Genomic DNA, 14,310 nt, shown 5'->3' with positions numbered 1-14,310 from the left:
GCTGCACACCTCACCGACTGCTGAGGTGCCGACATGAACGAAAACACTGATCGTAAAGGCATACAGCTGACCCGCGCCCTCAAGAGCCGGCACATCTTCATGCTGTCGTTGGGCGGTGTCATCGGCACCGGGTTGTTCATGGGCTCTGGCGTGACCATCAATCAGGGCGGCCCGGTGGGGGCGATCCTGGCTTACCTGGTCGCGGGTTTCCTGATGTACCTGGTGATGGTCTGCCTGGGCGAACTGTCGGTGCAGATGCCGGTGTCCGGTTCGTTCCAGACCCACGCCACAAAATACATCGGCCCGGCCACCGGGTTCATGATCGGCTGGGTGTACTGGATGAGCTGGGCCACCACCGTGGGCCTGGAGTTCACCGCCGCCGGTATGCTAATGACCCGCTGGTTTCCGGCGGTGCCGATCTGGTATTGGTCAGCGCTGTTCGTGGTGGTGCTGTTCGGTATCAATGCCATGGCGACCCGCGCCTTTGGTGAAGCCGAATACTGGTTCTCGGGGATCAAGGTCGCGGCGATTCTCGGTTTCATCGTGGTCGGCGTGCTGGTAATTTTCGGCGTGATCCCCCTGAGCAGTGGTGCACCGGCGCCGATGGCGACCAACCTGATCGGCGATTCGTTGTTCCCCAACGGCCTGTCGGCGGTGTTCGCGGTGATGATGACCGTGGTCTACGCGTTCCAGGGTTGCGAAATCATGGGCGTGGCCGCCGGTGAAACCGATCAACCGGAAAAAAGCATTCCTCGTGCCGTGCGCAACGTGGTGTTCCGTGTACTGATCTTCTACGTGCTGGCGATCATCGTGCTGTCGGCCATCGTGCCGTGGCAGCAGGCGGGCCTGATGGAAAGCCCGTTCGTGCAGGTGTTCGACATGGTCGGCATTCCCTACGCCGCCGACCTGATGAACTTCGTGATCCTCACTGCGATCCTGTCGGTGGGCAACTCCGGCCTGTATGCCTCGACGCGCATCCTGTGGGCGATGTCGAAAACCGGCATGGCGCCGAAAAGCCTGTCGCCATTGAGCAAGCGTGGCGTGCCGCTGCGCGCCTTGAGCATCACCCTGTGCTTCGCGCTGGTGTCGCTGATGACCAGCTTCGTCGCCGCCGACACCTTGTTCATGGTGTTGATGGCCGTGAGCGGCATGTCCGGCACCGTGACCTGGATTGTCATCGCGCTGGCACAGTACAAGTTCCGCAAGGCGTACTTGCGTGACGGCGGCAAACTCAGCGACCTGAAATACCGCGCACCGTGGTTCCCGGTGTTGCCGCTGATGTGCATCACGCTGTGCTGCTCGCTGTTCGTGTTCCTGGCCCTGGATGAAACCCAGCGTCCGTCGCTGTATTGGGGCTTTGGCTTCATTGCCCTGTGCTATGGCGCGTACTTCCTGATCCATCGCAAACGCCAGGGCGTGCTGGCGCCGAGCTTGCCGACTACTTGATGCCCTGAAGTAACACCATCCCCTGTGGGAGCCAGCCTGCTGGCGATGGCGGTGTATCAGTCAACAGAGATGTTGAATGTGATGCCGCCTTCGCGGGCAAGCCCGCTCCCACAGTGTTTTGTGACATCCCCAGCTTCTATGCACACCGCCGATTCCCTGTAGGAGCGAGCCTGCTCGCGATGGTCGTCAACGATAACGCGGGCTGTCTGGTTTCCCGCGGTGGTCTTACGTCCCTCGCGAGCAGGCTCGCTCCTACAGGGGGGTTGTGGGGGAGGGAAAGACCGCGTGTCGCCAGTTGTTCGAAGTTGTAACAGCGCCTACGGCCTACGCTCGTCAATCTTTAAATAATTCAATAAAACCAATGTGTTATCGAATTATTGCGCTTGTTACAGCCCATTTCCTCCCCAATTGCCGCCTTACTGAACACTCGTTTAGTATGGCCTCAAGTCGCATCACCTCAGACCTATCACAATAATTCGAGGATACCCATGACCACTCAATCGTCGCTGCTCAGCCAGGTCGAAGCAGGCGTTGCCTGGATCACCCTCAATCGCACTGCCCAGCGCAATGCGCTGGACATTCCGACGCTGAAAAACCTGCATGGCTTGCTCGACGCTTTCAACGCCGATCGGGCGGTGCGCGTGGTGGTGCTCACCGGCAGCGGCCGCAGCTTCTGCGCCGGCGCCGACCTCGATGAATGGGCCGATGCCGAAGCCCGGGGCGCTCTGGAAACCTACGGCTGGACCGAAACCGCCCACGCCCTGATGACCCGCCTGCACAGCCTGGAAAAACCCACCATCGCCGCCATCAACGGCACCGCCGTCGGCGCCGGGATGGACCTGACCCTGTGCTGCGACCTGCGCATCGCCGGGCAATCGGCGCGCTTCAAGGCCGGCTACACCAGCATGGCGTACTCGCCGGACGCCGGCGCCAGTTGGCACCTGCCGCGTTTGATCGGCAGTGAACAGGCCAAGCGCCTGCTGTTCCTCGACGAATTGTGGGGTGCCGACCGTGCTTTCGATGCCGGACTGGTTAGCGATGTCTGTGCCGACGATCAACTGCTGACGGTCACCAGCGAACTCGCCGCACGCCTGGCTGCCGGCCCGACCTTCGCTTTCGCCCAGACCAAAAAACTCATGCGTGAAGGCGCCGAACGCAGCTTGGCCGAACAGCTGCAAGCCGAGCTCGCCGCCGGCCTGCTTTGCGGCCGCAGTGAAGACGGCAACGAAGCCCTGCGCGCCGCCATGGAAAAACGCCCGGCACGCTTCATCGGTCGTTGATTCCTCTCCATCTCCCAGAACATGAACAACAGGTAGCCGCATGAATTTCCAACTGACCCAAGAACAAGAAATGTTGGTGGACTCGGTACGCAGCTTCGTCGAGAAGGAACTGCTGCCCTATGAAGAGCAAGTCGACCGCGCCGACGAGGTGTCCCCGGAACTGGCGGCACAGATTCGCGGCAAGGCGATTGCCGCCGGTTTCTACGCTTTCAACATGCCCGAAGAAGTGGGTGGTGGTGGCCTGGACTACCTGTCCCAGGCGCTGATCGAACGTGAGCTGTCCAAAGTGTCCTGGGCGCTGCACGTGTTCGTCGCGCGGCCGTCGAAAATCCTCATGGCCTGCACCGGCGACCAGATCAACGACTACCTGTTGCCGTGCATCCAGGGCGAGAAAATCGACTGCTTCGCCCTGACCGAGCCGGGTGCCGGTTCCGATGCCAATGCAATCAAGACCCGTGCCGTGCGTGAAGGCGACGACTTCATTCTCAACGGCAGCAAGCATTTCATCAGCCACGCCGGCCATGCCGATTTCGCCATCGTCTTCGCCGTGACCGACACCTACGAACACAACGGCAAAAAGCGTAACGCCGTGACCTCGTTCCTGGTCGACCGCAACACCCCGGGCATGACCATTCGCCGTGGGCCCAAGTGCGTGAGCAACCGGGGTTACCACACCTTCGAAATGTTCTTCGACGACTGCCGCGTGCCGGCCAGCAAGGTGCTGGGCGAAGTCGGCAAGGGTTGGGAGGTGGCCAACGCCTGGCTGACCGCCGGGCGCGTGATGGTCGCGGCCAACTGCGTCGGTCAGGCCCAGCGCGCACTGGACGTGTCGTTGCAATGGGCGGCGGACCGCAAGCAATTCGGCCAGCCCATCGGCACTTACCAGGGCGTTTCGTTCAAGCTCGCGGACATGGCCACGCAAATCCGCGCCGCCGAACTGTTGACCCTGCACACCGCCTGGAAAATGGACCAGGGCACCATGACCGATGGCGAGGCCGGGATGGCCAAGCTGTTCGCCAGTGAAGTGCTCGGGCGTACCGCCGACGAAGCGGTGCAGATCTTCGGCGGCATGGGCCTGATGGACGAAGGTCCGGTGGAGCGCATCTGGCGCAACGCGCGGATCGAACGGATCTGGGAAGGCACTTCGGAAATCCAGCGCCACATCATTTCCCGCGAGTTGCTGCGGCCGCTGCTGCGCTGATCGGCCCGGAGAATTCCCATGTCCCAAACCATTCGTGACAACCTCAAACGCATGCTCGCGCCGCAACACGTGGCGTTCGTCGGCGGCCGCAGTATGGCCCGCGCCCTCAAGCGCTGTGCCGAAGGCGGCTACCAAGGGCAAATGTGGCTGGTCAACCCGCAACACGACAGCCTTGAAGGGGTGCCGTGCGTGCGCAGCGTTGCCGAGTTGCCCTGCGGCCCGGACGCGGTATTCATTGCCACCAACCGCGAACTGACCCTGACCTGCGTGGCCGAGCTGGCCGCCATCAACGCGGGCGGGGCGATCTGCTACGCCTCCGGCTTCGCCGAAACCGGCGCCGAAGGCCAGGCCCTGCAACAGCAATTGCTCAAGGCCGCTGGCGACATGGCCTTGCTCGGCCCCAACTGCTACGGCCTGCTCGACTACCTGCACAGTTCCGCGTTGTGGCCGGTGGCCCATGGCGGCAAAGCGGTGGAGAAGGGCGTGGCGGTACTGACCCAGAGCGGCAACTTCGCCTACAACCTGTCCATGAGCGACCGCTCGCTGCCGGTGGCCTACATGGCCTCGGTGGGCAATCAGGCGCAACTGGGCGTGGCCGAATTGATGGATGTGTTGCTCGACGAGCCGCGCGTCACCGCCATCGGCCTGCACCTGGAAGGCCTGAAGAACGTGCCGGGTTTTGCCCGCGCCGCGCACAAGGCGCTGGAGAAGGGCATCCCGATCATCGCGCTGAAAACCGGCGTGTCGCAGATTGGCGCCGAACTGGCGTTGAGTCACACCAGTTCTTTGTCGGGTTCCGATGCGCTGTACGACGCACTGTTCGACCGCCTCGGGGTGATTCGCGTCAGCGGTCCGGTGAGTTTTGTCGAAACCCTGAAGGCCGCGGCCTGCGGCAACCTGCCGGCGGGCAACAGCCTGATCGCGCTGGCATGCTCCGGCGGCGACGCCGGGCTGATTGCCGACTACGCCGAACGCAACGACCTGGGCCTGCCGAAACTCGATCAAGGACAGGTCGGCGAACTCGCGCAAGTGCTGCCGACCTACGCTAACCTGGTCAACCCGCTGGACTTCACTACGGCGATCTGGGGCGATGGCGAAGCCTTGAACCGCATGCTCGACAGCGCGCTGCGCACCGAAGCCGACGCGGCGATGCTGGTGCTCGACTACCCATCGGAATTCACCGGCGAGCGCAAGGAATGCGACCTGCTGCTGGCGTTGTACTGCGCGGCGCTGCAACGACACGGCAAGACCGGTTTTGTCACCTCGGCCTTCCCCGAGTTGCTGCCGGCCCATGCCCGTGAGCGTTTGCACGAGCAAGGCGTTGCGGCCTTGCAGGGCGTTGAAGACGGCTTGGCCGCGTGGGGTCGCATCGCCGGTTATCAGCGCAATCGTCAGGCGTTGCTGGCGCTGGGTGAGTCGGCACTGGTTCCGCTGTGCCCGCACGCGCTGGAAGGCGAGGGGCGTTTGCTCAATGAATGGGATTCCAAACAGGCATTAAAAGCCTTTGGTCTACCGACGCCCAACGGCGTTCTGAGTACGGCGGTCAATGCGCTGAAAGACGCAGAATCGCTGGGCTATCCGCTGGTGTTGAAGGCTGTCAGCGCACAGTTGCCACACAAGACCGAGGCCGGTGCGGTGGCGCTGAACCTCAAGGACGGCACGGGATTGAGCGCTGCACTGCAAAAGATGCACGCCAGCATCGCGGCATACGCGCCGGGCGTGCCGTTCGATCAAGTGTTACTCGAACCCATGGCCAAGCCGCCACTGGCCGAACTGATCGTCGGCATCAAACGCGAAAACGATTTTTGCCTGGCATTGGTGATGGGTGCCGGCGGCATTCTGGTGGAGTTGCTCAAGGACAGTCGCAGCCTGTTGCTGCCGACCACCGACGGCGCGATCCGCAACGCCTTGCTCAGCCTGCGCAGTGCCCCGTTGCTGCAAGGTTTCCGTGGTCGCGAGTCTGCTGACCTGGACGCCCCGGTGACCGCCATCCGCGCCGTGGCCGACTACGCCTGCGAAAACGCCGCACACCTGCTGGAACTCGATGTGAACCCATTGTTGGTCGGTGCCCAAGGCACGATTGCGGTCGATGCGTTGATTCGCCTCGGCCACGAGTGAGGACATGAACATGCAAAGCAAAACCTTGACCGGTGGCCAGGCCCTGGTGCGTCTGTTAGCCAACTACGGCGTCGATACCGTGTTCGGCATCCCCGGCGTACATACCCTGGAGCTGTATCGCGGCTTGCCCGGCAGCGGCATTCGCCACGTGCTGACACGCCATGAGCAGGGCGCCAGCTTCATGGCCGACGGTTATGCCCGGGTCAGCGGCAAGCCCGGCGTGTGTTTCGTCATTACCGGCCCCGGTGTGACCAACGCCGCCACCGGCATCGGCCAGGCCTACGCCGACTCGATTCCGATGCTGGTGATTTCCAGCGTCAACCACAGCGCCAGCCTCGGCAAGGGCTGGGGCAGCCTGCACGAGTGTCAGGATCAACGGGCGATGACCGCGCCGATTACTGCGTTCTCTGCAGTGGCACTGACCGCCGAAGACCTGCCGGAACTGATCGCTCGTGCCTACGCGGTGTTCGACAGCGAACGCCCGCGCCCGGTGCACATCTCGGTGCCGCTGGACGTGCTGTCAGCGCCGATTGCCCGTGACTGGAGCAATGAGGTGGTGCGTCGCCCGGGTCGCGGCCCGGCATCTGCGAGCGCCATCGATGAAGCCGTGGCCAAACTCAAGGCTGCCAAACGCCCGATGATCATCGCCGGTGGCGGTGCGTTGAATGCCACGGCTGAACTGCAAGAAATCAGCACCCGACTCGCCGCGCCACTGTTCACCAGCGTCGCCGGCAAGGGCCTGTTGCCGCCGGGTGCGCCGCTCAATGCCGGATCATCCTTGTGTGTGGAACCGGGCTGGAACCTGATCGCCGAGGCCGACGTGGTGCTGGCGGTCGGCACCGAGATGGCCGATACCGACTACTGGCGTGAACGCCTGCCGCTGAACGCCGAACTGCTGCGTGTCGACATCGACCCGCGCAAGTTCAACGACTTCTACCCCTGTGCAGTGGCCTTGCATGGCGACGCCCAACAAACCCTCAGCGGTTTGCTTGAGCGACTGCCGAGCGACGTGCGCGATGCCAGCGCAGCGATCGCCTCGGTCGCCGCCCTGCGCGAAGCGGTCAAGGCCAGCCATGGCCCGTTGCAGTCGATTCATCAATCGATTCTTGACCGCATTGCCGCAGAGCTGCCGGACAACGCGTTCATCAGCACCGACATGACCCAGCTTGCGTATACGGGTAACTACGCCTTCGACAGCCTGGCCATCCGCAGCTGGTTGCACCCCACCGGCTACGGCACCTTGGGCTACGGCCTGCCTGCCGGCATCGGCGCCAAGTTCGGCGCGCCGCAGCGGCCAGGCCTGGTGCTGGTGGGCGACGGTGGTTTTCTCTACACCGCCCAGGAACTGGCGACTGCCGTCGAAGAACTGGACAGCCCGCTGGTGGTGCTGCTGTGGAACAACGATGCCCTGGGACAAATCCGCGACGACATGCTCGGCCTCGACATCGAGCCCATCGGCGTGCTGCCGCGCAACCCGGATTTCGCCGCCCTCGCTCGTGCCTTCGGTTGCACCGTGACTCAGCCGCAAAGCCTGGCCGAGTTGCAGACCGATTTGCGCCAAGGCTTCAAGCGTAACGGCGTGACCCTGATCGAACTCAAGCATGCCTGTGCGCAGTGATTTGCATTTTAAGGGGATGAAGCCATGCGCTTTTCCGATCTGACTCAACGTATCGCCGGTGACGGCGCCGCCGCGTGGGATATTCATTACCGCGCCCTGGCACTGCGCGAACAGGGCGAAGACATTCTGCTGTTGTCCGTGGGCGACCCGGATTTCGACACGCCACAGCCTATCGTGCAGGGCGCCATCGACAGCCTGTTGAGCGGCAACACTCACTACGCCGAGGTGCGCGGCAAGCGTGCCCTGCGTGAGGCCATTGCCAAGCGTCATCAGCAGCGCAGCGGCCAAACCGTCTCGGCGGATCAGGTCACTGTGTTGGCCGGGGCGCAATGTGCGCTGTTCAGCGTGGCCCAATGCGTGCTGAACCCGGGTGACGAAGTGATCGTCGCCGAACCGATGTACGTCACCTATGAAGCGGTGTTCGGCGCCTGCGGTGCCGTGGTGGTGCCGGTGCCCGTGCGCTCGGAAAACGGTTTTCGCGTGTTGCCCGAAGATGTCGCCGCGCGTATCACTCCGCGCACCCGGGCACTGGCGCTGAACAGCCCGCACAACCCGTCCGGCGCGAGTCTGCCGCGCAGCACTTGGGCAGCTTTGGCTGAGTTATGCATCGCCCACGACCTGTGGCTGATTTCCGATGAGGTCTACAGCGAATTGCTGTTCGAAGGCGAACACGTCAGCCCGGCGAGCCTGCCGGGCATGTCCGAACGCACCGCGACCCTCAACAGCCTGTCGAAATCCCACGCCATGACCGGCTGGCGCGTCGGCTGGGTGGTGGCGCCGCCATCCCTGGCCGCGCACCTGGAAAACCTCGCGTTGTGCATGCTCTACGGCTCGCCGGATTTCATTCAGGACGCCGCCGTGGTGGCCCTGGAAAGCAACCTGCCGGAACTCGAAGCCATGCGCGAAGCCTATCGCCAGCGTCGTGATCTGGTGTGCGACAGCCTGGCCGATTGCCCGGGCGTACGGGCACTGAAACCCGATGGCGGTATGTTCGTGATGCTCGATATCCGCCAGACCGGGCTCAGCGCCCAAGCGTTTGCCGACCGCCTGCTGGATCGCCACGGCGTGTCGGTCCTGGCGGGCGAGGCCTTTGGTCCGAGCGCGGCGGGGCATATTCGCCTCGGTCTGGTGGTCGGCGCCGAACCGCTGCGCGATGCCTGCCAGCGCATTGCCCGTTGTGCTCAAGAATTGATGGAGGCCCAGGTTCATGCTTAATCACAAGACACTGTTTATTGATGGTCGCTGGCAAACCCCGTCGGGACAGGGCATCGCCGAGGTGATCAACCCGGCCACGGAAGAAGTGGCTGGCAGCGTGCCGCTGGGTGATGAGCGCGATGTCGAAAACGCCGTGGCGGCTGCACGCCGGGCCTTCGATTCATGGTCGCGCACACCGTCCAGCGTGCGCGCCGGTTACATCCGTGCCCTGGCCGATCAACTGCGCAATCGTGCCGATGAGATGGCCTCGGTCATCACCACGGAACTGGGCATGCCGGTGCAATGGTGCCGCTCGGTGCAGGTCGATGGGCCGATCACTGGCCTTGAGCAGTACGTCGAACTGGCTCATCTCATGGACGAAGTGCGCGAAGTCGGCAACTCGCTGGTGATCCGCGAGGCCGTGGGTGTCTGCGCGTTCATCAACCCGTGGAACTACCCACTGCACCAGTTGATCGGCAAACTCGCTCCAGCGCTGGCCGCCGGTTGCACCGTGGTGGTCAAGCCGAGTCAGGAAACCCCGCTGCATGCCTTCCTGCTGGCGCAAATGATCGAGGACATCGGTCTGCCGGCCGGGGTGTTCAACCTGGTCAGTGGTCCGGGCTCGAAAGTCGGCGAAGCGTTGGCCAAACACCCGGACGTGGACATGGTGTCGTTTACCGGCTCCACCGGCGCTGGCGTTCGCGTCGCGGAGGCGGCGGCACCTTCGGTCAAGCGCGTGTGCCTGGAACTGGGCGGCAAGTCGCCGTTGCTGATCGCCGAGGATGCGGATCTGGCAGCGGCCGTGCGCTATGGCGTGCAGGACGTGATGATCAACTCCGGCCAGACCTGCACCGCGTTGACCCGCATGCTGCTGCCGGCCAGCCGCTACGCCGAGGCCGTGGAACTGGCGCTCGCCGAAACCTTGAGCCTGCGCATGGGCGATCCCCTCGACCCGCAAAGCTTCCTCGGCCCGATGTGTTCGGTCGGGCAGAAACGCACTGTGCTCGACTACATCAAGGTCGGTCAGCAGGAAGGCGCACGGCTGCTGTGCGGCGGTGACTCGCCATCAACGTTCGAGCGTGGCTTCTATGTCACCCCGACGCTGTTCGCCGATGTCGACAACCGCATGCGCATCGCCCAGGAAGAAATCTTCGGCCCGGTGCTGTGCCTGATTCCCTACACCGACGAAGCACAGGCGATCCAGATCGCGAATGACTCGCCGTTCGGCCTGTCCAGCGGCGTCTGGGCCGGCAGTGCCAAGCGCGCCTTGCATTTGGGGCGGCAGATGCGCGCTGGTCAGTGCTTCCTCAATGGCGCGGCATTCAACTATCAGGCGCCGTTCGGTGGCTACAAACAGTCGGGCAATGGTCGAGAATGGGGTGAGGAGGGGCTCAACGAGTTCGTCGAAGTGAAGGCGATCCAGGTGTGACGGTTGGCGACTCGAACTGTCCATCACCCACTGCTCCACCTCCAATCGATACGCTGGGAAAAGTCTAAGGAATCACCATGAAAGTACTGATCGTCCACGCCCACCCGGAACCGCAATCCTTCACCGCCGCCCTGCGCGACCAGGCCGTCGCCACCCTCGAAGCCCAGGGCCACGAAGTGCAGGTCAGCGACCTGTACAAAATGAATTGGAACCCGGTGGCCAGCGACGCGGACTTCTCGAATCGGGAAAACCCCGAGTACCTGGTCTACGCCCTGGAACAACGCCTGGGCGTGAAGAGCCAGTCGCTGGCGCCGGACATCCAGGCGGAACTCGACAAACTGCTGTGGGCCGACCTGCTGATCCTCAACTTCCCGATCTTCTGGTTCTCCGCCCCGGCCATGCTCAAGGGCTGGATCGACCGGGTGCTGGTGTCCGGCATCTGCTATGGCGGCAAGCGCTTCTACGATCAGGGTGGTCTGGCTGGGAAGAAGGCACTGGTGACCGTGACCCTGGGCGGGCGTGAACACATGTTTGGAGAGGGCGCGATTCATGGGCCGTTGGAGGACATGCTGCGGCCGATCCTGCGCGGCACGCTGGCGTATGTCGGTTTTGACGTGCTGGAACCGTTCGTGGCCTGGCATGTGCCGTACATCAGCGACGAAGCGCGCCAGCAGTTTCTGGTTGATTACGGACAGCGGTTGCAGCATCTGAGTGATGATCAGCCGTTGGTGTTTCCGAAGTTGGCGCAGTTCGATGACAAGCTCTATCCGCTGACCACCAATGCCTGACTAACACCACATACCCTGTAGGAGCGAGCCTGCTCGCGATAGCGGTGGGTCAGTAAGCAAGATGTTGACTGACACGCCCTCATCGCGAGCAGGCTCGCTCCTACAGTTCTTTGTGTTGGCTGTCCTATTTGGGGGTGTTTAAGAGGTTGTTTAACGGCTGTCAGCGTTACGTCTGGCAAGCTACAACGGCTTGCGTCATTGCCTACAGCTACGCCAGAATCCGCCGGCTTGTGTGTCTTGGGGGCGGGTTCTATCGTTGGCCGGTCGCTGCAAAACAGCAGCGATCGGGTTTGGTAGCCCGGAGTCTGGCGCGTAACGACACATTAAGCAGATGCTCATTTTGGTCTCTGTTTTTTATGGTGGTCATGCGCAGGGCCTCTTCGGAGGCGCCGGCTCCAGTACTCCGGTCTACCAACCTGCGTATGGCCACCACCCTTCGTTTGGTAGCGAAAGTGATGGCTCCAACTTAATAAGTACTGGAGTTTCACTATGTTCAAAGTCACACCCAACCCGCCGGACACCGATCCTACATCCCCGTACGAAAGCCTCGACTCCCAAAAACTCCACGAAGCCGCCGAGCGCGCCCTCGATCATTACCTCAACCCCGGCCCCGGCATCATGGCCACACCGCGCAAACCCGGCAGCATGTTCATCGTCAATCCCGAGCTCTGTACCGAGACCCTGCTGGTGCACGCCTGCGAGTCGCTGGCTTCGGCCCATGTCATGGCCAACGATCTGGTGGATCATCTGCAAGGCACCAGCCGCAATGCGCTGCTGGGCATTGCGCAGGTGATCATGCTCGGAGAACTGGCGGTGAATCGGGCGCTGGATCAACTCGATCCGCCTGAATAACCGCGCATCCGCAGATCACACATAGAGTTGTGGGAGCAACTCCCACCGCTTGTTCGGAAGTCCTTCTCTGCGGTGCCGTTGAACTACACTTTTCAGTTGCTCCATCCGATCGGCAGGCGACGCACGACGTCGCTTGCCGCCCGCCAGTCGCCCCAAGGCCTGCCCATTGTGGCAAGCCTGTCGGAGGTCATCATGAAAAGGTTTTCACCGGTCAGCCTGTGCATCGCATTGTCCGTTTTGAGTAGCCCTGGATGGGCACAATCGGTGGTGCCGATGAAAGGGCAAAGTTCGCAACAAACCCAGGCCGACATCAACGAATGCAATAGCATTGCCGCAAGCCAGAGTGCCTCGACGTCTTCCACGTCTTCTGGCGGGAGGGTCAAGGGTGCCGCTGTGGGGGCGGTCGCTGGCGCGACGGCGGCCCAGGTGCGCGGGAATCAGCACGACGATGCTTATGATCGTGTCGACGATGACAGAAAACAGGACTATCGCCAGGACCGGGCCAAATCGACGGCAGCGGCCGGGATGGTGGTCGGTGGCTCGCGCCAGCGCCAGGAACGCCGGGCGGACGAGAAAACCACACAGGCGAATACCGCGTCGGCTTATAGCAGCTGTCTGCAGGGCAAGGGGTATCAGGTCAATCCTTGAGCCAGGTGCGCAACTAGCTCAAATCTGACAACCGTTCATCGGTGAACTACGCTGCGGTACGTACTCTCGATTTGAATTTCGTGACGTAAGGATCCGACACATGCGGAGCAGGCTGCTCGCTGTAATGTTTACTGTTTTCGGGATGTTCTGGTCGGTGCAATTGTGGGCTGAAGACGCACCGAAAGCGGTTGATGCTCCCGTTGAATTGAAAGTGGCCAACCGCAGCATCATGGTGTTTCGCGCGACCCTCCTCGGTGAAGCCCCGGCCTCGCGGGTCAAACGGGCGAAAGCGGTGATCGGTGAGGCGCTGGATGACGCCGACGACCTCAATGTCTCTATCGATCCGATCATGAAGAGCTACATGGTGCTGCTGGGTAGCCGGCGCGCCTTTATCGTTTCGCCCAAGGACTTCGATGAGACCGAGTACGACTCGGTACAGCAGGCCGCCGAAGCCGCCGCCGACAAGCTGCGCCAGGTCGTCGCCGAAACCCGGGAAGCTCGAAGCCTGCAGTTGATCCTGCGCTCCATGGTCGCCGCGTTGCTCGCCACCGGCATTTACATTGCACTGCTGTTCGGCATGTCGTACCTGCGCCGCAGAGTGCTGAAGAAACTGCCCGAGCTGATGCATCGGCACACCCAGGCCCTGAAAGTCGGAAGGGTGCCGCTGCTCGACGCCAATTACCTGTATCCGTTGGCCAGCCGCCTGCTGGAACTGGTGCGCTGGATCATCGTGTTGCTGCTGACCTACGAATGGCTGGGCTTTGTCCTGTCGCGCTTTCCCTATACCCGTCCCTGGGGCGAAAGCCTCAACAACTATCTGCTGGAGCTCGGCGGCTATCTGTTGCAAGGGATCGTCGGCGCCATACCCGGGCTGGGCGTGGCGCTGGCGATCTTCTTCATCGCCCGCGGCGCAACCGCGTTCATGCGGCGGATACTGCGGCGCATGGCTGCACCGGGAACCCTCAGCTGGCTGAACCATGAAACCCTGCAACCGACCCAACGCCTCACGTCCCTGGCGATCTGGCTATTTGCCCTGGCCATGGCCTATCCGTACCTGCCGGGTGCCGGCACCGATGCCTTCAAAGGCTTGTCGGTATTGATCGGCCTGATGATTTCCCTGGGCGCCACCAGCGTGGTGGGCCAGGCGGCGGCGGGGCTGATCCTGACCTACACCCGAACCCTGCGCCCCGGCGAATTTGTGCGCATCGGCGACTACGAAGGCACGGTGACCGAACTGGGCATGTTCACCACCAGCATTCGCACCGGCCTGGGCGAGGTGCTGACCCTGCCCAACTCGATGATCACCGGTACCGTCACCAAGAACTACTCGCGGGTGGTACAAGGCCCCGGCTACGTGGTCGACACCATCGTGACCATCGGCTACGACACGCCGTGGCGGCAGGTGGAGGCGATGTTGCTGGAGGCCGCGAAACGCACGCCGGGGGTTCTCGAAGTACCGCCGGCCCAGGTGTTCCAGACGGCATTGTCGGACTTCTACCCGGAATACCGGCTGGTGGCCCAGGCCATTCCCAGCCAGCCGCGGCCGCGCGCCGTGCTGTTGAGCATGTTGCACGCCAATATCCAGGATGTGTTCAACGAGTACGGCGTGCAGATCATGTCGCCGCACTACCTGGGCGATCCGCAACAAGAGAAATGGGTGCCCAGGGACAAGTGGTACCCGGCCCCGGCAGAAGAACCGAAGGAACCGTGATTTTTCGCCTGACAGGGAGTACGCA

At 62.6% G+C, this 14,310-nt stretch carries 11 protein-coding genes; all 11 read left to right on the top strand.

Features of this window, described 5'->3' with window-relative positions:
- Positions 1 to 33 precede the first annotated feature (33 nt).
- The 11 genes from BSF44_RS11175 to BSF44_RS11125 all read left to right on the top strand — a co-directional run bounded on the left by BSF44_RS11175 (position 34) and on the right by BSF44_RS11125 (position 14,285).
- The gene (locus BSF44_RS11175; RefSeq protein WP_095943543.1) at positions 34 to 1,446 is read left to right on the top strand and encodes an amino acid permease; all 1,413 of its coding nucleotides are present in this window, start codon (positions 34 to 36) and stop codon (positions 1,444 to 1,446) included.
- Positions 1,447 to 1,934: 488 nt separating this feature from the next.
- On the top strand, positions 1,935 to 2,726 hold the full coding sequence (locus BSF44_RS11170) for an enoyl-CoA hydratase/isomerase family protein (RefSeq protein ID WP_095943542.1): 792 nt from the start codon (positions 1,935 to 1,937) through the stop codon (positions 2,724 to 2,726).
- 40 nt (positions 2,727 to 2,766) lie between these two features.
- On the top strand, positions 2,767 to 3,927 hold the full coding sequence (locus tag BSF44_RS11165; protein WP_056725048.1) for an acyl-CoA dehydrogenase family protein: 1,161 nt from the start codon (positions 2,767 to 2,769) through the stop codon (positions 3,925 to 3,927).
- A gap of 18 nt (positions 3,928 to 3,945) precedes the next feature.
- Positions 3,946 to 6,045 (top strand): acetate--CoA ligase family protein, encoded by a 2,100-nt coding sequence (locus BSF44_RS11160; protein ID WP_095943541.1) that lies wholly within the window; start codon positions 3,946 to 3,948, stop codon positions 6,043 to 6,045.
- Between the two features lie 10 nt (positions 6,046 to 6,055).
- Positions 6,056 to 7,663 (top strand): 5-guanidino-2-oxopentanoate decarboxylase, encoded by a 1,608-nt coding sequence (locus tag BSF44_RS11155; RefSeq protein WP_095943604.1) that lies wholly within the window; start codon positions 6,056 to 6,058, stop codon positions 7,661 to 7,663.
- A gap of 24 nt (positions 7,664 to 7,687) precedes the next feature.
- Positions 7,688 to 8,878, top strand: coding sequence for a pyridoxal phosphate-dependent aminotransferase (locus BSF44_RS11150; protein ID WP_095943540.1), 1,191 nt, complete (start codon positions 7,688 to 7,690; stop codon positions 8,876 to 8,878).
- Positions 8,871 to 10,286 (top strand): aldehyde dehydrogenase family protein, encoded by a 1,416-nt coding sequence (locus tag BSF44_RS11145; RefSeq protein WP_095943539.1) that lies wholly within the window; start codon positions 8,871 to 8,873, stop codon positions 10,284 to 10,286. The genes BSF44_RS11150 and BSF44_RS11145 overlap by 8 nt, the downstream gene beginning before the upstream one ends.
- Positions 10,287 to 10,363: 77 nt before the next feature.
- Positions 10,364 to 11,074 (top strand): NAD(P)H-dependent oxidoreductase, encoded by a 711-nt coding sequence (locus BSF44_RS11140; RefSeq protein ID WP_095943538.1) that lies wholly within the window; start codon positions 10,364 to 10,366, stop codon positions 11,072 to 11,074.
- A gap of 489 nt (positions 11,075 to 11,563) precedes the next feature.
- Positions 11,564 to 11,926: a DUF6124 family protein gene (locus BSF44_RS11135; RefSeq protein WP_095943537.1), complete on the top strand. Its 363-nt coding sequence runs from the start codon at positions 11,564 to 11,566 to the stop codon at positions 11,924 to 11,926.
- A gap of 192 nt (positions 11,927 to 12,118) precedes the next feature.
- Positions 12,119 to 12,574, top strand: a complete 456-nt coding sequence (locus BSF44_RS11130) for a YMGG-like glycine zipper-containing protein (protein WP_095943603.1) — start codon at positions 12,119 to 12,121, stop codon at positions 12,572 to 12,574.
- Positions 12,575 to 12,674: 100 nt separating this feature from the next.
- A complete protein-coding gene (locus tag BSF44_RS11125) occupies positions 12,675 to 14,285 on the top strand; it encodes a mechanosensitive ion channel family protein (protein ID WP_095943536.1) in 1,611 nt (536 codons plus the stop codon).
- Positions 14,286 to 14,310: the final 25 nt, after the last annotated feature.

The organism is Pseudomonas sp. ACN8, assembly GCF_002303925.1.
Classification (GTDB): domain Bacteria; phylum Pseudomonadota; class Gammaproteobacteria; order Pseudomonadales; family Pseudomonadaceae; genus Aquipseudomonas.
The sequence above is the reverse complement of the archived record's forward strand: the minus strand, read 5'-3'. Positions and strand labels throughout refer to the sequence as shown.

Excerpts from the sequence above, each read along its gene's own strand:
- BSF44_RS11175 (WP_095943543.1), top strand. The coding sequence starts at position 34 with ATGAACGAAAACACTGATCGTAAAGGCATACAGCTGACCCGCGCCCTC.
- BSF44_RS11170 (WP_095943542.1), top strand. The coding sequence starts at position 1,935 with ATGACCACTCAATCGTCGCTGCTCAGCCAGGTCGAAGCAGGCGTTGCC.
- BSF44_RS11165 (WP_056725048.1), top strand. The coding sequence starts at position 2,767 with ATGAATTTCCAACTGACCCAAGAACAAGAAATGTTGGTGGACTCGGTA.
- BSF44_RS11160 (WP_095943541.1), top strand. The coding sequence starts at position 3,946 with ATGTCCCAAACCATTCGTGACAACCTCAAACGCATGCTCGCGCCGCAA.
- BSF44_RS11155 (WP_095943604.1), top strand. The coding sequence starts at position 6,056 with ATGCAAAGCAAAACCTTGACCGGTGGCCAGGCCCTGGTGCGTCTGTTA.
- BSF44_RS11150 (WP_095943540.1), top strand. The coding sequence starts at position 7,688 with ATGCGCTTTTCCGATCTGACTCAACGTATCGCCGGTGACGGCGCCGCC.
- BSF44_RS11145 (WP_095943539.1), top strand. The coding sequence starts at position 8,871 with ATGCTTAATCACAAGACACTGTTTATTGATGGTCGCTGGCAAACCCCG.
- BSF44_RS11140 (WP_095943538.1), top strand. The coding sequence starts at position 10,364 with ATGAAAGTACTGATCGTCCACGCCCACCCGGAACCGCAATCCTTCACC.
- BSF44_RS11135 (WP_095943537.1), top strand. The coding sequence starts at position 11,564 with ATGTTCAAAGTCACACCCAACCCGCCGGACACCGATCCTACATCCCCG.
- BSF44_RS11130 (WP_095943603.1), top strand. The coding sequence starts at position 12,119 with ATGAAAAGGTTTTCACCGGTCAGCCTGTGCATCGCATTGTCCGTTTTG.
- BSF44_RS11125 (WP_095943536.1), top strand. The coding sequence starts at position 12,675 with ATGCGGAGCAGGCTGCTCGCTGTAATGTTTACTGTTTTCGGGATGTTC.